At 70.8% G+C, this 25,431-nt stretch carries 24 protein-coding genes; 13 read left to right on the top strand and 11 right to left on the bottom strand.

Features of this window, described 5'->3' with window-relative positions; all coding sequences use genetic code 11:
* Window positions 1-144: 144 nt before the first annotated feature.
* The 3 genes from ABKW26_RS18525 to ABKW26_RS18535 form a co-directional block, all read right to left on the bottom strand.
* A complete protein-coding gene (locus ABKW26_RS18525) occupies window positions 145-1,062 on the bottom strand; it encodes a M15 family metallopeptidase (protein WP_348595558.1) in 918 nt (305 codons plus the stop codon).
* A 406-nt stretch (window positions 1,063-1,468) separates the two neighbouring features.
* Window positions 1,469-2,509 carry a hemolysin family protein gene (locus tag ABKW26_RS18530; RefSeq protein ID WP_348595559.1) on the bottom strand — a complete coding sequence of 347 codons (1,041 nt, stop codon included), beginning with the start codon at window positions 2,507-2,509 and terminating at the stop codon, window positions 1,469-1,471.
* The gene (locus ABKW26_RS18535; RefSeq protein ID WP_348595578.1) at window positions 2,506-3,837 is read right to left on the bottom strand and encodes a hemolysin family protein; all 1,332 of its coding nucleotides are present in this window, start codon (window positions 3,835-3,837) and stop codon (window positions 2,506-2,508) included. The genes ABKW26_RS18530 and ABKW26_RS18535 overlap by 4 nt, the downstream gene beginning before the upstream one ends.
* A 243-nt stretch (window positions 3,838-4,080) precedes the next feature.
* Here ABKW26_RS18535 and ABKW26_RS18540 point away from each other — a divergent pair, with 243 nt between their 5' ends.
* The 6 genes from ABKW26_RS18540 to ABKW26_RS18565 all read left to right on the top strand — a co-directional run bounded on the left by ABKW26_RS18540 (window position 4,081) and on the right by ABKW26_RS18565 (window position 12,735).
* The gene (locus tag ABKW26_RS18540) at window positions 4,081-4,815 is read left to right on the top strand and encodes a response regulator transcription factor (RefSeq protein ID WP_348595560.1); all 735 of its coding nucleotides are present in this window, start codon (window positions 4,081-4,083) and stop codon (window positions 4,813-4,815) included.
* Between the two features lie 62 nt (window positions 4,816-4,877).
* A complete protein-coding gene (locus ABKW26_RS18545) occupies window positions 4,878-5,951 on the top strand; it encodes a HAMP domain-containing sensor histidine kinase (RefSeq protein WP_348595579.1) in 1,074 nt (357 codons plus the stop codon).
* 20 nt (window positions 5,952-5,971) lie between these two features.
* Entirely contained in the window at window positions 5,972-6,955 is a 984-nt protein-coding gene (locus tag ABKW26_RS18550; protein ID WP_348595561.1) for an ATP-binding cassette domain-containing protein, read from the top strand.
* Window positions 6,952-7,761 carry an ABC transporter permease gene (locus ABKW26_RS18555; protein ID WP_348595562.1) on the top strand — a complete coding sequence of 270 codons (810 nt, stop codon included), beginning with the start codon at window positions 6,952-6,954 and terminating at the stop codon, window positions 7,759-7,761. Before ABKW26_RS18550 ends, ABKW26_RS18555 begins: the two co-directional genes overlap by 4 nt.
* 212 nt (window positions 7,762-7,973) lie before the next feature.
* On the top strand, window positions 7,974-11,978 hold the full coding sequence (locus ABKW26_RS18560; protein ID WP_348595580.1) for a multifunctional oxoglutarate decarboxylase/oxoglutarate dehydrogenase thiamine pyrophosphate-binding subunit/dihydrolipoyllysine-residue succinyltransferase subunit: 4,005 nt from the start codon (window positions 7,974-7,976) through the stop codon (window positions 11,976-11,978).
* A gap of 142 nt (window positions 11,979-12,120) precedes the next feature.
* Window positions 12,121-12,735, top strand: a complete 615-nt coding sequence (locus ABKW26_RS18565) for a GDSL-type esterase/lipase family protein (protein ID WP_348595563.1) — start codon at window positions 12,121-12,123, stop codon at window positions 12,733-12,735.
* 35 nt (window positions 12,736-12,770) lie between these two features.
* Here the strand turns inward: ABKW26_RS18565 and ABKW26_RS18570 are convergent, their stop codons facing one another.
* From ABKW26_RS18570 to ABKW26_RS18585, 4 genes are all read right to left on the bottom strand, one after another.
* Entirely contained in the window at window positions 12,771-13,640 is an 870-nt protein-coding gene (locus ABKW26_RS18570; protein WP_348595564.1) for a DUF4097 family beta strand repeat-containing protein, read from the bottom strand.
* Between the two features lie 77 nt (window positions 13,641-13,717).
* Entirely contained in the window at window positions 13,718-14,806 is a 1,089-nt protein-coding gene (locus ABKW26_RS18575; RefSeq protein ID WP_348595565.1) for a type IV pilus twitching motility protein PilT, read from the bottom strand.
* 346 nt (window positions 14,807-15,152) lie between these two features.
* On the bottom strand, window positions 15,153-15,404 hold the full coding sequence (gene rsrA / locus ABKW26_RS18580) for a mycothiol system anti-sigma-R factor (RefSeq protein WP_348595566.1): 252 nt from the start codon (window positions 15,402-15,404) through the stop codon (window positions 15,153-15,155).
* Window positions 15,401-16,090 (bottom strand): sigma-70 family RNA polymerase sigma factor, encoded by a 690-nt coding sequence (locus tag ABKW26_RS18585; protein ID WP_348595581.1) that lies wholly within the window; start codon window positions 16,088-16,090, stop codon window positions 15,401-15,403. Before ABKW26_RS18585 ends, rsrA begins: the two co-directional genes overlap by 4 nt.
* Before the next feature lie 183 nt (window positions 16,091-16,273).
* On the opposite strand from ABKW26_RS18585, the gene ABKW26_RS18590 reads away from it, so the two are divergent.
* The 5 genes from ABKW26_RS18590 (at window position 16,274) to hisN (ending at window position 20,769) form a co-directional block, all read left to right on the top strand.
* On the top strand, window positions 16,274-16,819 hold the full coding sequence (locus ABKW26_RS18590) for a ferritin (protein ID WP_348595567.1): 546 nt from the start codon (window positions 16,274-16,276) through the stop codon (window positions 16,817-16,819).
* 94 nt (window positions 16,820-16,913) lie between these two features.
* Window positions 16,914-17,393: a DoxX family protein gene (locus tag ABKW26_RS18595; protein WP_348595568.1), complete on the top strand. Its 480-nt coding sequence runs from the start codon at window positions 16,914-16,916 to the stop codon at window positions 17,391-17,393.
* 127 nt (window positions 17,394-17,520) lie between these two features.
* Window positions 17,521-18,840 carry a 3-phosphoshikimate 1-carboxyvinyltransferase gene (gene aroA / locus ABKW26_RS18600; protein ID WP_348595569.1) on the top strand — a complete coding sequence of 440 codons (1,320 nt, stop codon included), beginning with the start codon at window positions 17,521-17,523 and terminating at the stop codon, window positions 18,838-18,840.
* 4 nt (window positions 18,841-18,844) lie between these two features.
* Window positions 18,845-19,882, top strand: a complete 1,038-nt coding sequence (rsgA, locus tag ABKW26_RS18605; RefSeq protein ID WP_348595570.1) for a ribosome small subunit-dependent GTPase A — start codon at window positions 18,845-18,847, stop codon at window positions 19,880-19,882.
* Window positions 19,883-19,959: 77 nt separating this feature from the next.
* Window positions 19,960-20,769, top strand: coding sequence for a histidinol-phosphatase (gene hisN, locus ABKW26_RS18610; protein ID WP_348595571.1), 810 nt, complete (start codon window positions 19,960-19,962; stop codon window positions 20,767-20,769).
* Here the strand turns inward: hisN and ABKW26_RS18615 are convergent.
* Genes ABKW26_RS18615 through ABKW26_RS18625 form a run of 3 tightly spaced genes read right to left on the bottom strand, consistent with a single transcriptional unit; the run spans window position 20,743 to window position 23,412 of the window.
* The gene (locus tag ABKW26_RS18615) at window positions 20,743-21,234 is read right to left on the bottom strand and encodes a hypothetical protein (protein WP_348595572.1); all 492 of its coding nucleotides are present in this window, start codon (window positions 21,232-21,234) and stop codon (window positions 20,743-20,745) included. The two genes, hisN and ABKW26_RS18615, sit on opposite strands and share 27 nt — an antisense overlap.
* Window positions 21,235-21,238: 4 nt before the next feature.
* Window positions 21,239-22,717 (bottom strand): hypothetical protein, encoded by a 1,479-nt coding sequence (locus ABKW26_RS18620; protein ID WP_348595573.1) that lies wholly within the window; start codon window positions 22,715-22,717, stop codon window positions 21,239-21,241.
* A complete protein-coding gene (locus ABKW26_RS18625) occupies window positions 22,714-23,412 on the bottom strand; it encodes a hypothetical protein (protein ID WP_348595574.1) in 699 nt (232 codons plus the stop codon). Before ABKW26_RS18625 ends, ABKW26_RS18620 begins: the two co-directional genes overlap by 4 nt.
* 140 nt (window positions 23,413-23,552) lie before the next feature.
* Between ABKW26_RS18625 and ABKW26_RS18630 the strand changes: the two genes are divergently transcribed.
* Complete coding sequence (locus ABKW26_RS18630; RefSeq protein WP_348595575.1) at window positions 23,553-23,765, top strand: helix-turn-helix domain-containing protein; 213 nt, start codon at window positions 23,553-23,555, stop codon at window positions 23,763-23,765.
* A gap of 54 nt (window positions 23,766-23,819) precedes the next feature.
* On the opposite strand, the gene ABKW26_RS18635 is transcribed toward ABKW26_RS18630, so the two are convergent.
* Window positions 23,820-24,374 carry a hypothetical protein gene (locus ABKW26_RS18635; RefSeq protein ID WP_348595576.1) on the bottom strand — a complete coding sequence of 185 codons (555 nt, stop codon included), beginning with the start codon at window positions 24,372-24,374 and terminating at the stop codon, window positions 23,820-23,822.
* A 143-nt stretch (window positions 24,375-24,517) separates the two neighbouring features.
* Here ABKW26_RS18635 and ABKW26_RS18640 point away from each other — a divergent pair, with 143 nt between their 5' ends.
* The gene (locus tag ABKW26_RS18640; protein WP_348595577.1) at window positions 24,518-25,378 is read left to right on the top strand and encodes a hypothetical protein; all 861 of its coding nucleotides are present in this window, start codon (window positions 24,518-24,520) and stop codon (window positions 25,376-25,378) included.
* Window positions 25,379-25,431: the final 53 nt, after the last annotated feature.

Genomic DNA, 25,431 nt, shown 5'->3' on the forward strand with positions numbered 1-25,431 from the left:
CGGCGAACCCGCGCATGCCGATGCTCGAGGACATGAAGACGATCATGGAGGCCGCGTACTACGGGACGTCGTTCGTGAGATCGTGATGTCTGACCGAGCCTTGCGCTCTGCCAGGACTGAGGCCTGACAGGCTGTGCCGGGGACTCAGTCCCGGCTCTCGACGCCTTCGGTGAACTCCCAGTGCCACGGCTCCGTCGCGCCGCTGCCGCCAGGACGGGCCCAGGCGGGGTTGTCCCAGCCGTAGAGCGGTCCGTTCGCCTTGAGCCACTTCCACTTGGCGGTGGACTGGTAGGTCTCCGGGCAGAAGTCCACGGCGAGTCCCCAGCCGTGCTCGGACTTCCCGGGCGTCGCCGCCAGACCGCCCTTGGCGCTCTTGAGCGAGTACTGCGAGGAGAGCGTGCGGTACGAGTCGGTGATGCACATGTTCACGCCGTACTCCGAGACGTACGCCTCGTTGAGTGCGGCGATCGAGACGGCCGCGTCACCTCGGAGGTAGTTGCCCGTGCCCCAGAGCTCGCAGAGCGTCGACTTCGAGAGGTTGCCGTTGGTGCCAGCAGCCTCGACCGCACTGTCGCAGCCAGGAAGCGGCGTACGCGTCTCCGAACGGCTCGCGGCCTGCACCGTGCGCTGCTCAGCCGGAACCGCCTGTGCGAGGCTGGGCGGCGGCGTCACGTCGCCGACGCCGTTCGCGACGATCTCCAGCGTGCTGGGGCCGACCGGGACTGCCGGCGCTTCGGGGGTGCTCGCGAGGAGCGTGCTGCTCGACCCGGAGCCCGATCCCCCACCAGCGCCTGCTGAGAGCGGGAGCGCGATCGTCGCGACGGCAAGGCTCGTGAGTACGGCTGCGCGCGGGATCCAGCGGTGCGCCGCTGACACGGGCGCCTGCTGACGGGCGCCGGCGCTCGGCCGGTTGGCGGGAACCTTGCCGTTCCTCGCCACCTTGCCGTTGGACGCCGTCTTGATGTTCGACGTGGACCGGCGGGTCGCCGTGGAGGCGTGGTTCGAGGGCGACGTGCGGATCGCCGGGGCGGTGCTGTCGCCGGCTACCGCTCGGTTGTCCACCGAGCGCTCTGCGACGACTGCGGTCGGACGAGACGGGGATTCACGTCGGGAGCGGGTCGGGCGGCGGGCCGCCTGCTCTGCTGCTTCACGGAGGGCACGCCGCGAGAGGGGCGCATCCCCTGACTGCAAGCCACTGCTGCTCTGGTCCACGACACCTCCAGCTCATCTCGTTCGGCGCTCCGACCAGTGGTGGTCTCGGTCGCCTCGTTCCGGCACAGGAAGCGGCCCCGCACCCACTACATGACACATCGGCGTCATGCAGGGGAACAAGACCGCAACTACGATCACAAAAGAGTAACGAAGGATCTCTCGCAATCCAACCCCACGAGGGTCGATTGCAGCATAGATCACACGCGCGACCATGAACAGGGCGTGAATCCCTGCACAACGGGCGACATCTCAGGCCTTACCGGACCTCCCGCTGCATCGCGTCGCGGACCTCGCCGACGAGCTCCTCCAAGATGTCCTCGAGGAACACGACACCGAGGACGTTGGTTCCGTCCCAGATCCGGGCGAGGTGGGCACCCGATCGCTGCATGGCGCGCAGCACGGCCTCGACCTCGTCGCCCGGTGCAGCCTCGGCGAGCGCGCGGACACGCCACACCTGGAGCGGTACGTGGCGCTGGTCGTCCGTCGCGAAGAGCACGTCCTTGAGATGGAGATAGCCGAGGAGGTCACCGGCTGCGTCGGCGACGGGGAACCTGCTGTATCCCGTCCGCGCCACGAGCCGCTCGACGTCGTCCGCCGTGCACCCCTCGTGGAGGAGGACGAGATCCTCGACGGGCACCATCACGTCGACCGCGTCACGCTCGGAGAACTCGATCGCCCCCGCGAGCAGTCCCTGCTCGTCGAGCAGGGCACCCTGCGCCTGGGAGTGCTCGAGGATCGACTGCACCTCCTCGGCGGTGAACGCCGAGGCGACCTCGTCCTTCGGCTCGACCCCGGTGAACCTCACCGCGTGGTTGGCGATCCAGTTGAGGGCATAGATGATCGGCTTGAGGAGCCGTCCGACGTAGACGAGCGGCGGTCCGAACCACATGACCGCCTTGTCCGGGCTCGAGACCGACAGGTTCTTCGGGACCATCTCGCCGAGGACCACGTGCAGGTAGACGACGATCGCGAGGGCGAGCACGAACGCGATCGGGTGCGTGAAGGACCCGGGGACCCCGAGTGCTTCGAGCGGCGCCTCGATGAGGTGGGCGAGCGCGGGCTCCGCGATCACTCCCAGCCCGGTCGAGCACACCGTCACGCCGAGCTGTGCGCACGCGAGCATGAGAGAGACGTGCTCCATGGCCCACAGGACCGTCTTGGCACGCTTGTTGCCCGCGAGCGCGAGCGGCTCGATAGAGCTGCGCCGTGCGGAGATGATGGCGAACTCGGCGCCGACGAAGAAGGCGTTCGCCGCCAGGAGCAGGACGCCGATGACCAGTGCGGTCCCGGAGCTCATGAGTCCTCCCCTGCCCGGAGGCGCAGGCGCTCGACACGCCGGCCGTCCATCGCCTCGACGTGCGCGACGATCACGCGGGACTCGAACTCCGCATCGACCCGCACTGCGTCGCCGACGCGCGGGACGCGGCCGAGCCGCGCCATGACGAGACCCCCGAGCGTCTCGTAGTCAGCCCCCTCGGGGACCCGCAGGCCGGTGCGCTCCTCGAGCTCGTCGGGCCGGAGGAGGCCAGGGACCACCCAAGAGCCGTCGGTGGCGAGCAGCGCTCCGGCGCGGCGCGGGTCGTGCTCGTCGGCGACATCACCGACGAGCTCCTCGACCACGTCCTCGAGAGTGACGACCCCGGAGGTGCCGCCGTACTCGTCCATGACGACAGCCATCTGCAGGCCGAAGCCGCGGAGCTCGACGAGCAGCGGGCCGAGCCGGACCGTCTCGGGCACGCGCGGCGCGTCGACCATGAGAGCAGCGGCAGGCACCTGCTCGCGGCGTTCGTACGGGACGGACACGGCCTTGCGGAGGTGGACGAGACCGACGATGTCGTCACGCGAGTCGTCGATCACCGGGAACCGGGAGTGGCCGGTGGAGCGGGCGAGGGCGATGACGGCGGCCGCCGTGTCGTCACGGGAGACGACCGCCATGCGCATCCGGTCTGTCATGACGTCCACCGCGGTGAGCTCGTCGAGCTCGACGGCGTTGGTGATGAGGCGGGCCATCGACTTGTCGAGCGTGCCCACCTGGGCGGACCGGCGCACGAGGGACACCAGCTCGGACGCCGAGCGGGCTCCCGAGATCTCCTCGCGCGGTTCGACGCCGACCTTGCGGAGCAGGGCGTTCGCCGAGCCGTTGAGCAGCGTGATGAGCGGGCCGAGCGCACGGGTGAACACCCGCTGGACGGGCACGACCTGCCGCGCGGTGGCGAGCGGTCGGCTCAGGGCGTAGTTCTTCGGGATGAGCTCACCGAAGACCATGGAGAAGACGTTGACGACGAGGAGTGCGAGGGTGGCGGCCACGACGCCCGAGGCGGTCACGCCCAGGACCGACGTCCCGAGCGGTCCCGCGATGAGCGTCAGCAGCGCGGGCTGGGCCGTGTATCCCAGGAGGATGGTCGTGATCGTGATGCCGACCTGGGCCGAGGAGAGCTCGGTCGAGAGGTGCTTGAGGCCGGTGCGCACGCTGCGGGTGCGCCAGTCGGCCCCGGGACGTCCGCCGTCGTCGTCCTCGTCCTCGTCCGTCCCGACGACGGCCGGGTCGAGGGTGACCAGCGAGAACTCGGTGGCGACGAAGATCGCCGTGCCGATCGTGAGGAGTACGCCGGCACCGAGGTACATCCACTCAGTCACTCGCTGCCACCGCCCAGGGCGCTCGGCGGGGCCGTATGTCGGGGCGAATCGTCGTCTGTCATCGTGCGACGAATGCTAGTCGACGAGCGCCCCCGGGGTCACGGGGCAGGGAGCGGACGGCCGTCCGGCGCGTCGTGGCCGAGCGGACCCGCCCGGAGTCCTTCGCCGGACCTCCACCGGATCCGCCCTCAGGCTGACGCGCACCCGGCACGGATGTGGGATTGTGTGTTCATGCCAGCGACCGCAACACAGCCGGGCGGGACGCCCGCCGCCGGAGCGACCATCCTCGTCGTCGAGGACGAGCCCGCGATCGCCACCGCGATCGCCCAGCGCCTCACGGCGGAGGGGTGGCGCACCGAGGTGGCGCGCGACGGCCTCAGCGGCGTCGAGGCCGCGAGCCGGCTCCAGCCCGACGCCGTCGTGCTCGACGTCATGCTCCCCGGCATCGACGGTCTCGAGGTGTGCCGCCGCATCCAGGCAGAGCGCCCGGTCCCGATCCTCATGCTCACCGCGCGGGACGACGAGACGGACATGCTCATCGGCCTCGGCGTCGGGGCCGACGACTACATGACGAAGCCCTTCTCCATGCGCGAGCTCGTCGCCCGCCTCAAGGCGCTCCTGCGACGGGTCGACCGCGCAGCGCAGTCCACGGCCGTCGGGACCGCTGAACCGCCGATGACGATCGGAGACGTCGTCATCGACCGTGCGCAGCGACGTGTGCACCGGGCAGGGGACGAGATCCACCTCACACCGACGGAGTTCGAGCTGCTCGTCATGCTCGCGAGCTCGCCCAAGACGGTCCAGACCCGTGAGCGGCTGCTCGCCGAGGTGTGGGACTGGGCGGACGCGAGCGGCACCCGGACGGTGGACTCGCACATCAAGGCGTTGCGCCGCAAGCTCGGACCGGACCTCATCCGGACGGTCCACGGCGTCGGGTACGCGTTCGAGCCGCCGAGCGGAGCCTGAGTCCCGTGGTCCTGCCCGAGCGCGACGGCACGGGACCACCCCCCGTCCGGCGCGAGCGCCCGCTGCGCCCGCACCTGCCGGACGTGCGTCCGCTGGACCGCTTCCGGTCGCTGAAGATCAAGCTCGCCATCCTCGTCGTGGCGTCCGTCACGCTCGCCGCGTTCATCACGTGGCTCGGTCTGCGCAACACCCTGGGCCCGACGAGGACGTTCCCCCTCGCGATCGTCATCTCCATGCTCTTCACGATGATCCTCGCCCGCGGGATGACGTCTCCGCTCCGCGAGATGACCGCAGCGGCACGATCGATGTCCGAGGGTGACTACTCGCGCCGGGTGCAGGCGACCAGCCGAGACGAGGTCGGCCAGCTCGCCACCGCGTTCAACATCATGGCGGAGGACCTCGACTCGTCGGACCGGGTGCGCCGCGAGCTCATCGCGAACGTCTCGCACGAGCTGAGGACACCCGTGGCAGCGCTCCAGGCGCAGCTCGAGAACCTCGTCGACGGTGTCGTCGAACCTACGCCCGCGACGATGCAGACGGCGCTCACCCAGACGGAGCGTCTCACCCGCCTCATCACGTACCTGCTCGACCTCTCGCGCATCGAGGCCGGTGCCGCGGACCTCAACATCACCGACCTCGACGCCCGGGCCTTCCTCGACGACACCGTGGGCTCGGTCTCGACGCTCGAGGCGGGCAAGCAGCTCGCGTTCGTCGTCGACGTCGAACCGCCCGACCTCGTCCTCGAGGCCGACCCCGAGCGGCTGCGGCAGATCCTCGTCAACCTCCTGCAGAACGCGATCCGGCACTCGCCGTTCGCAGGGGACGTCGTCGTCCGGGCCCGTGCCGGTGACCGCTGCGTGGTCGTCGACGTGACCGACTCCGGCCCCGGCATCGCCAAGGCGGACCGTCAACGGATCTTCGAGCGCTTCGCGCGCGGGGCAGGGAGCGCGCACACGACCGCGGCCGGTTCCGGAGGGACGGGCATCGGTCTGGCCATCGTCCGCTGGGCGGTCGACCTCCACGGAGGCACGGTCGAGGTCGCGGACACCGAGCACGGTGCGACGATGCGGATCACGCTCCCCCAGCCTCCCCGTCCGGAGACCACGCCGGGAGCCCCTGACGAGGACGGTCGCTGAGTCACGCTACGGTGTTGCGCATGGCTCCCACCTCCCACGACACCTCCCTGACGGGCGTCGTCTCCGTCCGTGGGCTCTCGAAGCACTTCGGTGCGGTCCGCGCGGTCGACGACCTGTCGTTCGACGTCGCGCCCGGCCGTGTCACCGGGTTCCTCGGTCCCAACGGCTCCGGCAAGACGACGACGCTGCGGATGCTCCTCGGCCTCACGACCCCGACGGCGGGTACAGCGACGATCTCCGGTCGCAGCTACCGCGACCTCGACTCGCCGCTGCGCGACGTCGGTGCGGCGCTCGAGGCGACGAGCTTCCACCCTGGCCGGACCGGCCTCGACCACCTGCGTACCTACGCCCCGCTTGCCGGCGCCTCCGACGCGCGGTGCTCGGAGATCCTCGAGCTCGTCGGGCTCGGTCCCGCCGCCACGCGACGGGTCGGCGCGTACTCGCTCGGGATGCGCCAGCGGCTCGGGCTCGCGACGACCCTGCTCGGAGACCCCCGGGTCCTGCTCCTCGACGAGCCCTCGAACGGGCTCGACCCCGAGGGCATCCGGTGGTTGCGCGGGTTCTTGCGCTTCCTCGCCGCAGAGGGGCGGACGGTCCTCGTCTCCTCGCACATGCTCTCCGAGGTGCAGCAGTCGGTCGACGACGTGATCATCATCGCGCGGGGGCGCCTCGTGCACTCCTCGTCCATGGACGAGCTCGGGGCCCTGTCCGTCCCGAGGATCGCGCTCACGTCCCCGGACACGACCGGGCTCGAGAAGCTCGTGGCCCAGAAGGCATGGACCGTGGCGACCCGATCGCCCGACGGCCGGACCGTCGAGATCGAGGACGTGAGCACGGCCGAGGCAGGTGCCGCGGCGTTCGCTGCCGGGCTCGAGATGCACGGCCTCGCGGACCGGTCGCAGAGTCTCGAGGACATCTTCCTCCGCATGGTCGAGGTCGACCCCGGTCCACCGGACGCTGCCACGACCGCCCCACCCGTCACCACCCTCGGAGAGACGTCATGAGCGCCCTGCTGCGGAGCGAGTACCGCAAGCTCGTCACCACCAGGCTGTGGTGGATCCTGCTCCTGGCCACCGCGGTCTACATGGCCTTCCTCGGCGCGATGCTGGCCCTCACCCTGACGATCACGCCGCAGGGCGCGGGCACCGACGCTGCACCGATGGACATCACGCCGGAGACCGTGCGCGCCTCCGTCTACGGCGTCGCGGCGGCCTTCGGCTACGTGTTCCCCGTCATCGTCGGGGTGCTCTCCGTCACCGGTGAGTACCGCCACAACACCATCACCCCGACGTTCCTCGCGGAACCCGACCGCCTCAAGGTCCTCGCGGCCAAGCTGCTGCTCGGAGCCGGGGTCGGTGCGCTCTTCGGTGCCGTCGCGACGCTGTGCACCGTCGGTGCCGGTGCCGCCGTGCTCGGGGTCTCCGGGGACCCCACCCTCCTCGGTGACGCCGAGACGTGGACGCTCGTCGGGCGCTCCGTCCTCGCGCTGACCATCTGGGGGGTCCTCGGTGTGGCGCTGGGGGCGCTCGTGACGAACCAGGTCGTCGCGATCGTCGTGGTCCTCGTGTACACGCAGTTCCTCGAGCCCATCGTGCGTGTCCTCCTCACCGCCACGGGAGACCTCGGTTCGGCGATCGTCACCTACCTGCCCGGTGCCGCCGGCGAGGCGATCACGGGCGGCAGCGTCTACAGCGCGATGGGGATGGGTGATCTCCTCCCGTGGGTCGGCGGCCTCGTCCTGCTCACCGCGTACGCGCTCGTGCTCGCGGCGGTCGGGGCGGCCACGAGCCTGCGCAAGGATGCGGGCTGACCGAGGGCCCATACCCGTCCGAGGGGAAGCGCAGGCCCCCTTTGGACGATCCGCAGGCTCCCGTTGCCCTGGGTTTGCCTCGAGCAGAACCACGCCGACAATCGCCCGAAGTCGATGGGCGATTCGGGCGACTTCGGTCTCGGGCCTAGGCCTTTAGGCCCTAGGCTGGGAGGGTCCAAGACCGCCTCGAGCGGCAGTGATCCGTGGTGAAAGTGGGCGATTTCAGCGTGTCCTCGAATGCTGAGTCAGAGTCGATCAGCGCAGTGAGTGCCGTCTTCGGCGCGAACGAGTGGCTAGTCGACGAGTTGTACGAGCAGTATCTCCAGGACAAGAACGCGGTCGACCCCGCCTGGTGGGAGTTCTTCGAGGGATACGAGCCGGACAGCTCAGCAGTCGGCGGCACGCCCGCGAGCAGTGCCACCGGCTCCGCGTCCACGACGGCTCCCGCGTCCGCGAACGGTGCCTCCACGACAGCCCCGGCAGCGGCGCAGGCACAACGCTCCGGGAGCGCGTCCTCCGGCAAGCGCCCGAGCCCCGCTCCGGCTGCGCCCCCCGCGACCGCGCCGGTCGCGGCCCCCGCACCCGCACCGGTCGCAGGCACCGTCCCTGCCGCGTCACCCGCCCCCGCCACACCTCAGGAGACTCCGGTCGACACCTCCCACGGCCCCCAGGCTGCCCGCCAGGCACAAGACGTGCAGATCGCCGCCGTGCAGGCAGCCCCGATCCACGCCGACTCCCCCACGGCTCCGCCCGTCGCCACCGCCCAGCCCGCGACCGCCCCGTACGCCGAGGTGGCCGCGACCCGCACGACCACCCCCGTGTCGACGGCCGACGACGACGTCCAGAAGCTGCGCGGCCCTGCCGCCCGCGTCGTGACGAACATGGAGTCGAGCCTCGAGGTCCCGACGGCGACGTCGGTGCGCGCGATCCCCGCGAAGCTCATGGTGGACAACCGCATCGTCATCAACAACCACCTCATCCGCGGTCGCGGCGGGAAGATCTCCTTCACGCACATCATCGGCTTCGCCCTCGTCGAGGCCCTCGCGGAGATGCCCGCGATGAACTGCTCGTACACGCTCCTCAACGACAAGCCTGCCGTCGTCACGCCGGCGCACGTCAACCTCGGTCTCGCGATCGACCTCGCGAAGCCGGACGGCACGCGCCAGCTCCTCGTGCCGAGCATCAAGCGCGCCGAGTCGATGGACTTCTCGCAGTTCTGGTCCGCCTACGAGGACGTCGTGCGACGTGCGCGGAACAACAAGCTCACGGTCGAGGACTTCCAGGGCACGACGATCTCGCTGACGAACCCCGGCACCATCGGCACCGTGCACTCCGTTCCACGCCTCATGCAGGGCCAGGGCACGATCATCGGTGTAGGTGCCATGGACTACCCGGCCGAGTTCGCCGGCGCGTCGCTCGAGCAGCTCTCCCGCATGGCGATCGCCAAGGTCCTGACGATCACCTCGACGTACGACCACCGGATCATCCAGGGCGCCCAGTCGGGCGACTTCCTGCGCATCCTCGGCGTCAAGCTCCTCGGCGAGGACGGCTTCTACGACCGCATCTTCGCGTCGCTGCGCGTCCCGTACGAGCCCGTCCGCTGGGTCCGCGACAACACGATCGACGCCGACGCCGAGGCCGCCAAGCCCGCGCGCATCGCCGAGCTCATCCACTCCTACCGCTCCCGCGGCCACCTCATGGCCGACACGGACCCGCTCGCCTACCGCCAGCGCAAGCACCCGGACCTCGACGTCCAGACGCACGGGCTCACGCTCTGGGACCTCGACCGCGTCTTCCCGACGAGCAGCTTCGGCACGAAGCCCAAGGCGACGCTCCGCGACATCCTCGGCCTCCTGCGCGACTCGTACTGCCGGAGCATCGGTGCCGAGTACATGCACCTCGCCGACCGCACGCAGCGCAAGTGGCTCCAGTCCCGCCTCGAGGCAGGCTACGAGCGCACGCCACGCGAGGAGCAGCTGCGGATCCTGCGCAAGCTCAACGCCGCCGAGGCGTTCGAGACCTTCCTCCAGACCAAGTTCGTCGGGCAGAAGCGGTTCTCTCTCGAGGGCGGCGAGTCCGTCATCGCCCTCCTCGACGCCGTGCTGTCCGAGGCCGCCGAGAAGGGCCTCGACGAGGTCTGCATCGGCATGGCCCACCGCGGCCGGCTCAACATCCTGGCGAACATCGCCGGCAAGAGCTACGCGCAGATCTTCGCGGAGTTCGAGGGCAACCAGGACCCGAAGAGCGTCCAGGGCTCCGGAGACGTCAAGTACCACCTCGGCACGGAGGGCACGTTCACCTCCGAGTCCGGTGCCCGCACCAAGGTGTACCTCGCGGCCAACCCGTCACACCTCGAGGCGGTCGACCCCGTGCTCGAGGGCATCGTCCGCGCCAAGCAGGACCGGATCGACCTCGGCGGCGACGGGTTCTCCGTGCTGCCGATCCTCATCCACGGAGACGCTGCGTTCGCCGGCCAGGGCGTCGTCACCGAGACCCTCAACCTGTCCCAGCTGCGCGGCTACCGCACCGGTGGCACGGTCCACGTCATCATCAACAACCAGGTCGGCTTCACCACCGGCCCGTCGTCCTCCCGCTCCACGCTGTACTGCACGGACGTCGCCAAGGGCCTCCAGGTCCCGATCTTCCACGTGAACGGCGACGACCCGGAGGCCGTCGTGCGCGTGGCGCAGCTCGCCTTCGAGTTCCGCGAGCAGTTCGACCGCGACGTCATCATCGACATGATCTGCTACCGGCGCCGTGGCCACAACGAGGGCGACGACCCCTCGATGACCCAGCCGCTCATGTACAACCTCATCGAGGCCAAGCGCTCCGTGCGCAAGCTCTACACGGAGAACCTCGTGGCCCGCGGGGACATCAGCGTCGACGAGGCCGAGCAGGTCCTCCAGGACTACCAGGCGCAGCTCGAGCGCGTCTTCACCGAGACCCGCGAGGGCGGCTACACGCCGCCCGCCGACTCCGAGCCCGTCGCCGGGCTCGAGCGCCCGGAGTCCCAGCGCGAGGACGCCGGCACCATGGTCGGCTGGAAGACGTCGACGACGCAGTCCGTGCTCGACCGCATCGGCCACGCGCACGTCAACCCGCCCGAGGGCTTCACGGTGCACCCCAAGCTCGGGCAGCTCCTCGAGAAGCGCGCCAAGATGTCGAGCGAGGGAGCCATCGACTGGGGCTACGGCGAGATCCTCGCCTTCGGCTCGCTCCTCATGGAGGGCACCCCTGTCCGCCTCGCCGGACAGGACTCGCGTCGCGGGACCTTCGTGCAACGGCACGCGGTCATGCACGACCGCGAGACCGGTGCCGAGTGGACCCCGCTCCTCTACCTCTCCGGTGACCAGGGCAAGTTCTGGGTCTACGACTCCTCGCTGAGCGAGTACGCCGCGCTCGGCTTCGAGTACGGGTACTCCGTCGAGCGCCCGGACGCACTCGTGCTCTGGGAGGCGCAGTTCGGAGACTTCGTCAACGGCGCGCAGACGATCATCGACGAGTTCATCTCCTCAGCCGAGCAGAAGTGGGGCCAGAACTCCTCCGTCGTCCTCCTCCTGCCCCACGGCTACGAGGGTCAGGGACCGGACCACTCGTCCGCCCGGGTCGAGCGCTTCCTGCAGATGTGCGCGGAGGACAACCTCACGGTCGCGTTCCCGAGCACGCCCGCGTCGCACTTCCACCTCCTGCGTCGCCAGGCGTACGCGCGTCCGCGCCGCCCGCTCGTCGTCATGACTCCGAAGTCGATGCTGCGCCTCAAGGCCGCGTCGTCGGCCCCGGAGGACTTCACGACCGGGACGTTCCGCGAGGTCATCGGAGACGCCCACGCCGCTGCACGCGCAGCGGGCGGTGACGCCTTCGACCGTGTCCTCGTCTGCGCCGGCAAGGTGTACTACGACCTCGTGGCGCACCGCGAGAAGACCGGCGACACGCGCACGGCGATCGTCCGCCTCGAGCAGCTCTACCCCCTCGAGGGCGCTGCGCTCGTCGAAGCTCTCGCACCCTTCGGTGACGCCGAGGTCGTGTGGGTGCAGGACGAGCCCGAGAACCAGGGAGCGTGGCCGTTCGTGGCGCTCAACGCCCCCGAGGCGATCGGCCGCCCGATCCGGGTCGTCTCGCGCACCGCGTCCGCGTCCCCCGCGGCCGGCTCGGCGAAGAAGCACCAGTCCGAGCAGGCAGATCTCGTCGAGGGGGGGGGGCGGGCGTTCGCCCGCTGACGACAGCACTTCATCCGCACCAGCGGGGTATCGTGACGCGCTTCGGCGTGTTGCGGTGCCCCGCTGGTGTCTGCCTGTCCGAGAATTGCTCAGGGCGCTCCCGCCGGACGCCCGGCCGTGCTCGACCCGAACGGGAGCCACCGTGACCACCCCTGCACCTGACCAGCTGCGCATCTGCGTGGTCGGCGACGAGCTCGCTGCGGGTGTCGGTGACCCGAAGGGCCTCGGCTGGCTCGGGCGCGTGAGCGCCCGGACGCACTCGCCGCTCCTGACGATGGTCTTCCCGCTCGCCGTCCCCGGCGAGACGACGACCGCGCTCAGCGCGCGGTGGGAGGGCGAGTTCAACCGTCGCGCCGTCAACGACCCGCGCGTCGAGCACCGCATCGTCGTCGCTCTCGGCCGCGCGGACGTGTCCGCCGGCCTCACCGTCGCGCGGAGCCGACTGAACCTGGCGAACATCCTCGACGTCGCCGACGACCGCCGGATCCCGGCGTTCGTGGTCGGTCCGCCGCCCGGCGCCGACGACGAGCGGGACCGGCTCGGCGAGCTGTCGACGGCGTTCGCCGATGTCGCGAACCGGCGCAGGGTCCCCTACGTCGACACGTTCACCCCGCTGGTCAACCACGAGCAGTGGCTCGGGGACCTCGCCGCGAGCGGGACAACGTACCCGAGCCAGGCAGGCTACGGCCTCATGGCGTGGCTCGTGCTGCACACGGGGTGGTCCCGTTGGCTCGGGCTCCCCGACGACGAGGCCTGAGCCGAACGGTCCCGGCCTGCCGTCCGGCGCCGGTGTCAGTCTCCGCGGGAGATGAGGACGTCGCCCGAGATCGTGCTCGTCGAGAGGAACGTCGTCGCGTCCGGCTCCACGTGGTCGACGAGCGCGGTCCGCGCTCCCGGTCGTTTGAGGCTCGTCCCGTCGAGCAGGACGGTCCCGGACACCGAGCGCGCGTGCAGGTCGACGCCGACCTCGAGGGGTAGCCGGAGGGCGATCGTCGACGACACCGTCTTGGCAGTGATGAGGCTCGCACGTGTGCCGGCCTGGACCGACACGGCACCCGAGACGGTGTTGACCTCGGCCCGCGTGAGCTGTCCACCGAGCTCGATCGCCCCGGTGCCGGTCTTGACGTTCACGGCACCACGGTGGTCGGTCACGTGGACGACGCCCGCGACCGTCGACACGTTCACCGACGCAGCCGCCCCGTGGATCTCGACGGAACCGTCGACGGAGCTCACCGTGACGGGGCCGTCGACGCCCGCGATGCTCACGCTCGCCCGCAGCGTCGACACCTTGACGGCTGCGCCGTGCGGCACCCGGAGCACGAGGTCCGCCGAGTCCTTGTTCCGCAGGCCCTTGACCCGGTCCACGAGACCCTCGATACCGGTGAACTCGTAGGAGACCTGGAACTCGTCGTCCGACAAGGACGCGACGAGCGAACGCTCCGAGACCGCGAGCACCTCGAGCTCGACGTCCACCCGGTCCCAGACCTCGACCCGCACCGAACCCGCGTTGATCCCGGCGCTCACCGTGCTCACCGGTCCGCGGCCTTCACCGAAGGACGTCGCCTGCGGACCGGCCCCTGGTCCCGCAGCACCAGCCGCGTCGGAGGCGATCGTGGTGGTGATGAGCCGCGGTGCGGCGATCACCCAGGTCTCGTTGCGCATGTGCACTCCTCTGTCAGGTGCTGCCCACGCTAGACGGCATGACGACCACGACAAAGTCGGGTCGGCACGGCGGGGCCCTAGGAGATGATCCCGGCGGCGCGGAGCTCGACCGTGAGGTCCTGCGGGTTCGTCGACGCACCGCACGCCTCGTCGTACGTGATGACCTCGTCGCGCACGAGGTCGAACAGGTGCTGGTCGAACGTCTGCATCTTGTAGTACTCGCCGTCCTTGATGAGATCGAGGAGGGGCGGGCTGTCGAGCGGGTTGACGATCGCCTCCGCGGTGCGACCCGTGTTGACCATGACCTCCGTGACGACGCGGCGGCCACCACCGTCCGCGCGTCGCACGAGGCGCTGGGACACGATGCCGCGGAGCGACTGCGCGAGCGCCGTCCGGACCTGCGTCTGCTCGTGCGGCGGGAAGAAGTCGATGATGCGGTTGATCGTCTCCTGCGCGTCGATCGTGTGGAGGGTCGACATGACGAAGTGGCCCGTCTCCGCCGCCTGGAGCGCCGCCTTGACCGTCTCCGCGTCACGCATCTCGCCGACGAGGATGACGTCCGGGTCCTGGCGCATCGCCGCACGGAGCGCCGAGCTGAAGTCGGCCGTGTCCTGACGGACCTCACGCTGCGAGATGATCGCCTTCTTGTCCGTGTGGAGCACCTCGATCGGGTCCTCGATCGAGATAATGTTCACCTCGCGGAGAGTGTTGATGAGGTCGACCATCGACGCGAGGGTGGTCGTCTTGCCGGAACCGGTCGGACCGGTCACGAGGACGAGACCACGCGGCTCGAGAGACAGCTCGCCGACGACCTCCGGCAGCCCGAGCTCGGCGATCGAGAGGGTGCCTTCCGTGACGCGCCGGAAGACCAGCCCCACGTGCCCGCGTGCCTGATAGGCGTTGACGCGGAAGCGCCCGACCTCGTCGAGCTGGAAAGCGAAGTCCGCCTCGTGCGAGCGCTCGAAGTCCTCGATATAGTCGTCCGGGAGCACCTCGGAGAGCATGTTCACCGTGTCCGCCGGCTCGAGCGACGGCGTCTGGAGCTTGCGCAGCCGACCGTCGACCCGCACCCGTGGCGAGGAGCCGACCTTGCAGTGCAGGTCGGAGGCTCCGGTGCTGGCGAGGGCATGGAGAAGCGGGATGACGGACTGGTTCTGTTCGCTCACTTCTCTGTTATCGGCACGCGGAGGCCGTACTTGAGCACCTGCCCGTCGGCTCACCCGACGGAGACCTGCCTCACGTGTGCCACGGCATCCCAGGACGTGTGGGATCATAGAGTCGAGGCTCGTGCGGCCACACGCGCGGCTACCCAGTCCTTTCATTCAGGGAGATCACCATGAGCAAGCGCGGACGCAAGCGTCGTGACCGTAAGAAGAACGCAGCGAACCACGGCAAGCGTCCCAACGCCTGATTCGCCAGCGACACACGAGGGCCCCGATGCAACGGCATCGGGGCCCTCGGTCGTTCACCTCCGGTCATGTCCACCGACGTGCTCGGCGGACGCGGCAAGGCTCAGTCGTGCAGCGATCCGTCGGACGTGCGGAGCACGATCTGCTCGTGGATCCTCGTCCGCAGGTACTCGGGTGCCTGCTCCGTGCACGAGCGTCGCAAGAGCCGCTTGACCATCTCGTCGATCCCGAGCTCGGCCAGGCACGGCGAGCACGCGGCGACGTGGGTCCGCATCTTCTCCGCGTCATGGTCGGTCATCTCCGAGTCGAGATACTCGAAGAGATGCTCGATGACGTCGTCGCAGTTGTCGTTCACCGCGCGTCCTCCTTGCCGTGCGTCGGTCGGCCGGTCGCCGCCCCGTCCCCCGAAGGCACGAACCCACGCTCGACCGCATAGTCCCGCAGGAGCTCGCGCAGCTGTGCGCGCCCGCGGTGCAGCCTCGACATGACCGTACCGATCGGTGTTCCCATGATCTCGGCGATCTCCTTGTAGGGGAAGCCCTCGACATCAGCCAGGTAGACGGCCATCCGTCGGTCCTCGGGGATCTCCTGGAGTGCGCGCTTCACGTCGGAGTCCGGCAGGCGGTCGAGCGCCTCCGCCTCCGCGGAGCGCAGCCCGCTGGAGGTGTGGGACGCGGCCCGCGCGATCTGCCAGTCCTCGACGTCCTCGGCAGCGGACTGCTGAGGCTCGCGCTGCTTCTTGCGGTAGTTGTTGATGAACGTGTTGGTGAGGATCCGGTACAGCCACGCCTTGAGGTTCGTGTCCGGGCGGTACTGGTGGAAGGCCGCGAAGGCCTTCGCGAACGTCTCCTGGACGAGGTCCTCGGCGTCCGTCGGGTTGCGGGTCATCCGCAGGCCCGCCGAGTAGAGCTGGTCCAGGTGCGCGAGAGCGTCACGCTCGAACCTGGCGGTCCGTGCGGCATCGTCCTCGGTCTGCGGAGCGCGGTTCGTGTCCTCGGTCATCAGCACCGAGCGTAGTGCCACGGAGGAGCCGTCGCCCACGCGGACGGGCACCGCCCCGACCGCCCCGACCGCCCCGGTCCGGACGGCGACGTCAGATCGTTCTTCCACTGCACATGTCACGAGGGCGTCAACACACCGGGCCCGCCGTGCATTCCCACCGCGCCCGCGTGAGGGTTCCTCGTTCCGGCGGCCCGGAGCGGCCCTCAGCGCTACGGTTCATGTATGACGACCACAGCAGCTCACTCCCAGTTCCTCACCCTCCTGCGCGAGCAGGTCGGACACGAGTTCGACGCGCACCAGCAGTACATCGCCATCGCGGTGTGGTTCGACCGACAGGACCTCCCCCAGCTCGCGGCGCACTACTACCGTCAGGCGGTCGAGGAGCGCAACCACGCGATGATGATCGTCCAGTACATGCTCGACCGGGACCTCGCCGTCGAGATCCCGTCGGGAAGCCCCGTGCGGAACGCCTTCACCACCGTCGTCGAGCCGATCCAGCTCGCGCTGGAGCAGGAGAAGCAGGTGACCACGCAGATCGAGGCGATCTTCCGGGCAGCCCGCGCGGAGGGCGACGCCCTCGGCGAGCAGTTCCTCCTGTGGTTCCTCAAGGAGCAGGTCGAGGAGGTCGCCTCGGCGAACACGCTCCTCACCGTCGCTCGACGCGCCGTGGACAACCTCTTCGACCTCGAGAACTACGTGGCCCGCGAGCAGGTCGGCGACGGCGGCGAGTCTGCCGACGCGCCGCAGGCTGCCGGCGGCGCGCTCTGAACCACCTCGACCCTGTGTCGTCTGCACCGTGAGTCGTCTGCACCACCTCGACCGAGACGCTCGACCGAAACGCCGGCTGTAAGGAGATCGCCCGATGTTGCTCCGCCCGATCGCTCGCCCCCTGCTCGCCACCTGGTTCGTCCACGACGGGCTCGACGCCGTCCGCCACCCGGACCGGCACGTCGCGTCCGCGCGCGGTCCGGCCGACCAGATCTCCTCCCTCGTCGGCGGTGCGCCGCACCTCACCGACAGCCAGCTGAAGACCGCCGTACGTGTCCACGGAGGGCTGACCGTCGCCGCCGGCGCTGCGCTGGCCGTCGGCCGTGCGCCGCGCTCCGCAGCGCTGTTCCTCGCGCTGCTCACCGTGCCGCTCGCCGTGGCCGACCAGCCCTTCAGCTCCGGGCCCGTGGAGCGGAGCGTCCGCACCGAACGCTTCGTCCGACGCCTCGGGGCGATCGGGGCAGCCCTCCTCGCCGGGGTCGACTACGAAGGACGGCCCGGGATCACCTGGCGCGTCGAGCACTCGAAGGCAGCTCGCGCGGCGAGCCGCGCAGCCTCACGCGTCACCGACTGACGGATCACCTGGACGATCGTCCTGGACCCACGATGCCGCGGGTCGTCCGCCCACAGGTGCGAGCGGGCGACCGGCGGCGTCGTGGTCGTCCGGCCCGACCAGGCCACCAGTGCCATAACCTGAACCCATGACGATCGCAGCCCCCGATGCAGACCTGTGGACCGCGCCGACCCTCGAGCCGGCACCCGGCCGGCTCGACGCACAGGTCGAGGTCCCGGGCTCCAAGTCGCTGACCAACAGGTACCTCGTGCTCGCCGCCCTCGCGAGCTCGCCCGGCACCGTGCGCGGCGCGCTGCGCAGCCGCGACACGGACCTCATGGTCGATGCCCTGCGGACCCTGGGGGCGAGCATCACCGAAGGTTCCGACGCCAGCACCTGGCACGTCACCCCGGGCTCGTTGACAGGTGACGCGACGATCGACTGCGGTCTCGCCGGGACCGTCATGCGGTTCGTGCCCGCGGTCGCGGCCCTCGCCGACGGCCGGGTCACCCTCGACGGCGACGCCGGCGCCCGCGTGCGACCGATGGCACCGATCCTCGACGGCCTCCGTGGCCTCGGTGTCAGCGTCGACGACGGCGGGCGCGGGCTCCTGCCCTTCACGATCCACGGCACGGGTGGCGTCCGTGGCGGCGCGGTCGACGTCGACGCGTCCGCCTCGAGCCAGTTCGTCTCAGGGCTCCTGCTCGCGTCGTCCCGGTTCGACCAGGGCCTCACGCTGCGGCACACCGGCCCGACCCTCCCCAGCCTCCCCCACATCGACATGACGGTCGCCGTCATGCGCGAGGCCGGCATCGAGGTCGACAGCTCACGGCCCGCGATCTGGCAGGTCCGCCCCGGACCGGTGTCCGGCCGCGAGGTCCGGGTCGAGCCCGACCTCTCCAACGCGGGACCGTTCCTCGCCGCCGCGCTCGTCGCCGGCGGATCCGTGCGCGTGCCCGGGTGGCCCAGCAGCACGACGCAGCCCGGTGCGATGATGGCCGAGCTGCTCACGGCGATGGGCGGGAACGCCCTCCTGTCCGACGGTGTCATGACCGTCACGGGGACGGGGCAGATCGACGGTATCGACGTCGACCTCCACGAGGCGGGCGAGCTCGCCCCGACGATCGCGGCACTCGCGGCACTCGCGACCTCGCCCTCCCGGTTGCGCGGGATCGCGCACCTCCGTGGGCACGAGACCGATCGGCTCGCCGCGCTCGCGACGGAGATCACCCGTCTCGGTGGCCAGGCCGAGCAGACGGCCGACGGTCTCGTCATCACCCCGCGACCGCTCCACGGCGGGATCTTCCGCACGTACCACGACCACCGCATGGCGACCGCCGGCGCGCTCGTCGGGCTCCGCGTGCCCGGCGTCCAGGTCGAGAACGTCGGCACCACGGCGAAGACGCTGCCCGGCTTCACGGGGATGTGGGACCGGATGCTCGCCGGCTCCGCTGGACCGGTGGCCTGACCCGGTGTCACGCCGTCCGATCGACGAGTCCGACTTCCGTCAGCGTCCGAGCAAGCGCGGCACGCGCCCACGCACGAAGACGCGTCCCGACCACGAGGACGCGCTCACCGGTCTCGTCACCGGAGTCGACCGCGGCCGCTACACCGTCCTCATCGACGAGGACCTCCCGGACGAGCACACCATCATCGCGATGAAGGCGCGGGAGCTCACCCGACAGCGCGTCGTGTGCGGCGACCGCGTCGACATGGTCGGCGACACGACCGGCGACGACGGCACGCTCGCCCGCATCGTCCGCATCACCGAGCGCTCCACCGTCCTGCGGCGCACGGCCGACGACACCGACCCCTACGAGCGCATCATCGTCGCGAACGCCGACCAGCTCGTCATCGTCACCGCGCTCGCCGACCCCGAGCCACGCACGCGCATGATCGACCGGTGCGTCGTGGCCGCCTACGACGCCGGCATGGATGTGCTCCTGTGCCTGACGAAGTCCGACCTCGCGTCGCCGGACGCGCTCAAGGCCCTCTACGAGCCCATCGGCGTCTCGGTCGTCACGACGCACCGCTCCCCCACCGGCGAGATCACCCCGCTGCCCGTCGTCCAGGCGGCGCTCTCCGGCCGGACCTCCGTGTTCGTCGGCCACTCCGGGGTCGGGAAGTCGACCCTCGTCAACGCGCTGGTGCCCGGCGCGCGCCGCACCGTCGGTGTCGTCAACGACGTCACCGGCCGCGGACGCCAGACCTCGACGTCCGCCGTCGCGCTCCGGCTGCCCGAGCACGACGGCGCGCGCGGCTGGGTCATCGACACCCCTGGCGTGCGGTCCTTCGGGCTCGCCCACGTGCAGATCGAGAACCTCCTCACCGCGTTCGACGACCTCGCCGACGTCGCAGCGGAGTGCCCGCGGGGCTGCACCCACCTCGATGGGTCGCCCGACTGCGAGCTCGACGCGTGGATCGCCGCCGCTGCGGACGACGAGACCGTGCAGACGGCACGCGCCGCCCGCGTCGACTCCTTCCGACGCCTCCTCACGGCACGCTCCTAGACCCGTCCGCACTCGATCGTCACGCACCCGCCGCGCCTTGTCGCTGGTCGGGACGGTGCACCGCTACCGTGGGTGGCATGACGACGCGCGTGCAGTACGACGACGACCTCCGCCTGGCTCTCGTCATCGCGGACCAGGTCGACTCCCTGACGATGTCCCGGTTCAAGGCGCTCGACCTCCACGTCGAGTCGAAGCCCGACAGCACCCCCGTCACCGACGCGGACCGCAGCGCCGAGGAGATCATCCGTGGGCAGCTCAGCCGCTCGCGCGGTCGGGACGCGATCGTCGGTGAGGAGTTCGGCACGACGGGCCACAGCTCACGGCGCTGGATCATCGACCCGATCGACGGGACGAAGAACTTCGTACGAGGCGTCCCCGTCTGGGCGACGCTCATCGCGCTCGCCGAGGACGACGAGATCGTCGTCGGGGTCGTCAGCGCACCCGCTCTCGGACGTCGCTGGTGGGCCGCACGCGGGACGGGCGCCTGGACGGGTCGGTCGCTCGCGCACGCCTCCCGGCTGCGGGTCTCGGGCGTGAGCAGCCTCGCAGACGCCTCGGTCTCCTACTCGAGCCTCGGCGGATGGGAGGAGCGCGGCATGCTCCCCGGCTTCCTCAACCTCTCCCGGCAGGCGTGGCGCACCCGCGCGTACGGCGACTTCTGGTCCTACATGCTCGTCGCGGAGGGCGCGGTCGACCTCGCTCTCGAGCCCGAGCTCGCGCTCTACGACATGGCCGCACTCGTCCCGATCGTCACCGAGGCCGGCGGACGGTTCACGTCCCTCGACGGTGTCGACGGCCCGCACGGCGGGAACGCGCTGGTGAGCAACGGACTGCTCCACGAGGCCGCGCTGGCGACGCTCTCAGCGCGGGACGTCCCCGAGCTCTGACGCGTCGTACCAGAGCAGGTCACGGTCGACGAGGCGCTCCATCGCGTCCTCGTCGCCGCCGAGCACGGCCTGGACGTCGGCTGCCGCCTCCGGCTCGTCCACGTGCGCGCACACCACCGCGACGCCGGTGAGGCGCTCGGTGACGTCCACCGCGCTCAGCGGGACGTCCTCGGGGTCCTCGTCCGTCGTCGGCGCCGCGGGAACCACGACAGTGTCCGGCACGTCGACCGACAGCACCACGCGCAGCCACGCCACCGACGGCTTCCCGGCGATGAGGACGACCGAGTCGTCGGCCGCAGCGAGCTGGGCGGCGAACTCCACCTCCTCGATGTCGTCCACGTCCTCGTCGGCGAGCGCGGCGACGAGACCCGGGGTCGCTGCGTGAGCCCGCCGGGGCTCGACGGTCATGGTGCCCCCGTCCAGTGAGTCGAGCTCGTCGAGGGTCGCGGGGAGATAGAGGCGCATGCGCCTAGTGTGCCACCGGGGTGACCGCCCGGGACGCCGGACCGGCGCCCGGAGCGGCGGTCGTGCCGGTGGTGCGCACCCGGTCGGCGACCGACCGGATCGCCCGGCGTGCCGCAGACGTCGGCGCGTGCTCCGCTAGGGTGCGCCCCGCGAGGAGCGCCCCGTCGCACACCACCTGGTCGTCCGGGACGAGGACGGCGTCGTTGACGCTCGCGTAGCGGTACAGCGCGTCCCGCAGCGCAGTGGACGGGTTCGCACCCGTCGCCGACGCCCGGACCCGGTTGACCACGACGATGCGCTCCGCCGTCTCGCCCACCCCGGACTCCCGCAGGTCGTCCAGGGCGCGAACGAGGCGCTGGACCCCGACGGGGTCCGCGCCACCGACCACCACCACGACGTCGGCCGCTCCGAGCGCACTGAGGGTGGCACCGTTGCGCTGCGGTGCCCGCGTGTCGTACGAGAGCATCTCGTCCCGCTCGACGCTGAATCCGCAGTCGACGACGGTCCAGTCGGCGATCTCGCGACACCCCTCCCAGACGACGTCGAGCGCCACCTCCGAGATCTCCGGCCAGCGCGAGGCACGGGCGATGCCGGTGAGGACCCGCAGCCGTGGCGCGATCTCCGGCGAGAGCCGCGCGAGCAGCGTCGGGTCGAGCGCACCCTGACCCGCGGCGCGGCAGGCGGCCGCGATGCCGGAGGACTCGTCGAGAAGCCCCGCGATCTGCGCGATCGAGCCCGAGTAGGTGTCCGCATCGACGAGCAAGGCGGTCTCGCGTCCGGCGACATCGACCGCCTCGCCCGCCGAGGTGGACTTGGAACGCCTGCCCAGCACCGTCCGGCGGTCCGTGACCGTGGTGACGAGCTCAGAGGCGAGGTTGAGGGCGACCGTCGACCGTCCGGGGGCACCTGTCGGTCCCCAGACGGCGACGACACGGCCACGACGCACGGGCTCCGGAGGGCCGGACGGGCCGCCGACGGACGGTCGGGTGTCGTCGGAGGCCCATGGCTCGTGCGCGACACCGCTCGGGCCGGCGCCACGACCCGATCCGTCGAACCGAGAGGCCGCCGTGCCGCGGCGAACGAGCGACGTCGACGCCAGCGCGCGGACCGACGAGACGAGCGTCTCGGCGACCAGTCCCGCGTCGAGCACCGCGTCGACACCGAGAGCAGCCATGCGCTCCGCCTGGCGGTCGTCGGTCGTGTCGAGGATCCCGATGACGTGGACGCCGTCAGCGTGCAGGGTCGCCACCGCCGAGCGGTCGAGACCGGCGAGGTCGCCCGAGAGGACGGCGACCATCCCGAGCCCTGAGGCCGACGCCGCGAGGAGCTCAGCGAGGTCGGCGCACCTGCGCGTGACATTGAGGTCCGATGCCGTCGAGAGGATCCCGACGACGTGGCCCTCCAGCGCCCCGCGGACGGAGCACAGGACTGTCGACTCTCGCGGGTGCTGGGGCGCCAGCTGCTCAGAGGGCCCCGGGTTCATCGGTCGAGACCGGGGACGGGCATGATCGCGACGGTACCGTCGCCGGCGAGCGCGCCGAGGACCTCCGCCAGGTCGCTCGTCGGGACGAGGACCTGCACCGTCGGCGCACCGCTCGCGAGCAGCCCGGTGCCGCCCGCCTCCTCGAGCTCGGCGACGACGAGCCCCTCGGCCAGGAGCGACGGCACGCTCCCCGCGCCCGCGTCGGCGGGGGCGCTCCCGGCGGCGGACCCCTGGACCTCGGCCGGCACCCACCACAGGTCGACGACGGCACCTGCCGCGACCTTGGACGACAGGCTCTGCACGACCGGCACGGCCACCGAGCGGAACGCGAGCGCGTCACCCGACCCGACGGACGAGCGCGGGAGGAGCTCCCGCTCACCCACCGGTCGCAGGGCGACGAGCGTCTCGGGCAACGGCTCGCTCGCGAGGAAGTAGCGGCTCGCGTCAGCCCCCAGCCGGACGTCGAGCGGGACGAGGTCGGCGGACGTCAGCACGTCACCGGGGGTCGCAGTCTCTGCGACGGCGTAGACAGCGACCGTCCGTCCGGCGCTCGACACCGCCCAGGACCCGAGCGCGACAGAACCGGCGACGAGCAGGAGACCGAAGGCCAGGCGCGGGTCACGCCATCCCGGCCGGCGCAGCCTCGGGGCGCTGGGGCTGGGGAGGTCAGCGGATCCGCTCGGGCGTTCAAGCATCGGAAAGGGTCCCATCGTCGCGAGCAAGAGGTGCATGGAGGGTGCACCGAACCGTGCACATCTTGCCCGCATCAGGCTGCAGATGCACACCGCCTGTGGATGACCGGTGACCGACCGGCGGAACGTGCAAAACTGGGAGCATGGCCAGGTTCCTCACGCTCGCTGACGTCACGGAGGCGTTGAACATCTCCGCCGCGCAGGCGTACGCCCTCGTCCGCAGCGGCGACCTGCCCGCGATCCAGATCGGCGGTCGGGGCCAGTGGCGCATCGAGACCACCGAGTTCGAGGCGTACATCCAGCGGATGTATGCCCAGACGCGTGCCAAGGTCGACGCGGGCGGCTTCGAGGAGTAGGCCACCGCTACCCGGACGGCTCGGCCGTCCGGCGCGGACCTCGCGCGAGGGACCTCACGTCGAGGTGACGTGCGCGATGGACGCGAAGGCCACGACGACGACGTCGCCCGGCCCGGCTCCTCCTCGCCCGTCGAGCGGCACCCCCACGACGTCCAGGTGGTCCCTGCCGACCCGGTTGATGCGCCCGACGTACTCCCGGTGCGGTGTCCGCACGCGGACGACGGTGCGGTCGCGGGCGATCCCCCGCAAGGCGTGACCCAGGCTCAGCACGCTCGACGGACGTCCTGCTCCCGGCGAGCCCGGGCCGGGCGCCGCACGCACACCGAGCCCCCGCAGCGACTCGACGGCGCTGAGCGGTACAAGAACCTCACGACCCGCAGCGACGAGCAGGAGCCACTCCGACGACGTCTCCCGCAGCTCTCCGTGCAGGTCGAGACCTCCGACGAGCAGGAGCTGCAGCGGGCGCCCCACGGCCGCACGGATCCTGTCCTCGAGGCTGATCGTCGCCGTCTCCGCCCTCGTGAGGTCGGCGACCGCGGAGTCGAGCTCGAGGGCCTCGACCACGGTGAGCTGGCCGGCCAGGTCGGCGAACAACATCTCCCATCGCATCCGCCACTGTCGCTCGGATCGCCGCGCGTCGGCCCTGCTTGTCCACAGGGCGATACGTCTGTGGACACTTTCTACAATCATCAGGATATATTCAGACACATCAGACGACACCAAACTGCATCAAACAACAACGGAGGGTGAAGATGCGTCACGCGACCTCGTCCGCACGACCCGGCCACGGCGCCCTCGCGAAGGCCGCAGGAGGCGCCGGGCTCCTCGGCCTCCTCACCGCTGTCCTCGCCATCCGGCTCACAGCGGTAGCCACGACTCTCGACGTGGAGCTCCTCCTCTCCGGCACGCCGACGATGAACACCCTCACCCCCTTCATCGAGGTCCCGCTCCTCGGTCTCGGCTGCGTGGTCGCTGCGTGGTGGAGCCTGAGCCTCGGTCTCGTGACCGTCGCGCTCCTCGCACACGCAGCAGGCTTGCAGAGCGCCGTGCTCGCGTCCTGCATCCGCGCAGTGGCTCCCGCTGCCGTCCGGCGCCTCGCGGTCGCCGGCATCGGTGCGGGTCTCGTCCTCACGGCGGGCCCCGCCCTCGCCGTCGAGCCCGTTCCCGACCTCGGATGGGTCTCGACAGGGACGAGCACACCCGACCCCACCGCCCCGATCACCGCACCGCCGGACACGTCCGTACCGGACAGGACTGACGCCGGCACCGACGCGGACTCCGTCGAGCTGGCCCTGCCTCCCGCACCTCACCCACCCGCTGACGACAGCCTGACGACATCACCGACGCCGCCCGCGGTACCTGAACCCGCGATACCGGACCCGACCCCGCCCGACCAGGACGCCCCACCCGGCACGACGACCATCACCGTCGCCGACGGCGACTCCCTGTGGTCGATCACCGAGAGCCGCCTGGCACCCGGCGCCACGGACGCACAGATCGCAGCAGCGTGGCCGGCGCTGCACGCGGCCAACGAGCAGACGATCGGCACCGACCCGGACGTCATCCTCGTCGGTCAGCAGCTCATCGTCCCCACCAGCCCGCACGCCCCGTGACACCCGCACACCCCGCCACCCGCGAAGGAGATCTACGATGACCGCCCCCACGC

The organism is Sanguibacter sp. 25GB23B1 (assembly GCF_040012415.1).
Classification (GTDB): Bacteria; Actinomycetota; Actinomycetes; order Actinomycetales; family Cellulomonadaceae; genus Sanguibacter.

Coding starts and splice junctions, on each gene's coding strand:
- ABKW26_RS18620 (WP_348595573.1), bottom strand. CDS start 22,717: ATGAACCCGGGGCCCTCTGAGCAGCTGGCGCCCCAGCACCCGCGAGAG.
- ABKW26_RS18595 (WP_348595568.1), top strand. CDS start 16,914: ATGTTGCTCCGCCCGATCGCTCGCCCCCTGCTCGCCACCTGGTTCGTC.
- hisN (WP_348595571.1), top strand. CDS start 19,960: ATGACGACGCGCGTGCAGTACGACGACGACCTCCGCCTGGCTCTCGTC.
- ABKW26_RS18590 (WP_348595567.1), top strand. CDS start 16,274: ATGACGACCACAGCAGCTCACTCCCAGTTCCTCACCCTCCTGCGCGAG.
- ABKW26_RS18570 (WP_348595564.1), bottom strand. CDS start 13,640: ATGCGCAACGAGACCTGGGTGATCGCCGCACCGCGGCTCATCACCACC.
- ABKW26_RS18535 (WP_348595578.1), bottom strand. CDS start 3,837: ATGTACCTCGGTGCCGGCGTACTCCTCACGATCGGCACGGCGATCTTC.
- ABKW26_RS18635 (WP_348595576.1), bottom strand. CDS start 24,374: ATGCGATGGGAGATGTTGTTCGCCGACCTGGCCGGCCAGCTCACCGTG.
- ABKW26_RS18615 (WP_348595572.1), bottom strand. CDS start 21,234: ATGCGCCTCTATCTCCCCGCGACCCTCGACGAGCTCGACTCACTGGAC.
- ABKW26_RS18555 (WP_348595562.1), top strand. CDS start 6,952: ATGAGCGCCCTGCTGCGGAGCGAGTACCGCAAGCTCGTCACCACCAGG.
- ABKW26_RS18630 (WP_348595575.1), top strand. CDS start 23,553: ATGGCCAGGTTCCTCACGCTCGCTGACGTCACGGAGGCGTTGAACATC.
- aroA (WP_348595569.1), top strand. CDS start 17,521: ATGACGATCGCAGCCCCCGATGCAGACCTGTGGACCGCGCCGACCCTC.
- ABKW26_RS18530 (WP_348595559.1), bottom strand. CDS start 2,509: ATGAGCTCCGGGACCGCACTGGTCATCGGCGTCCTGCTCCTGGCGGCG.
- ABKW26_RS18550 (WP_348595561.1), top strand. CDS start 5,972: ATGGCTCCCACCTCCCACGACACCTCCCTGACGGGCGTCGTCTCCGTC.
- ABKW26_RS18640 (WP_348595577.1), top strand. CDS start 24,518: ATGCGTCACGCGACCTCGTCCGCACGACCCGGCCACGGCGCCCTCGCG.
- ABKW26_RS18540 (WP_348595560.1), top strand. CDS start 4,081: ATGCCAGCGACCGCAACACAGCCGGGCGGGACGCCCGCCGCCGGAGCG.
- ABKW26_RS18625 (WP_348595574.1), bottom strand. CDS start 23,412: ATGCTTGAACGCCCGAGCGGATCCGCTGACCTCCCCAGCCCCAGCGCC.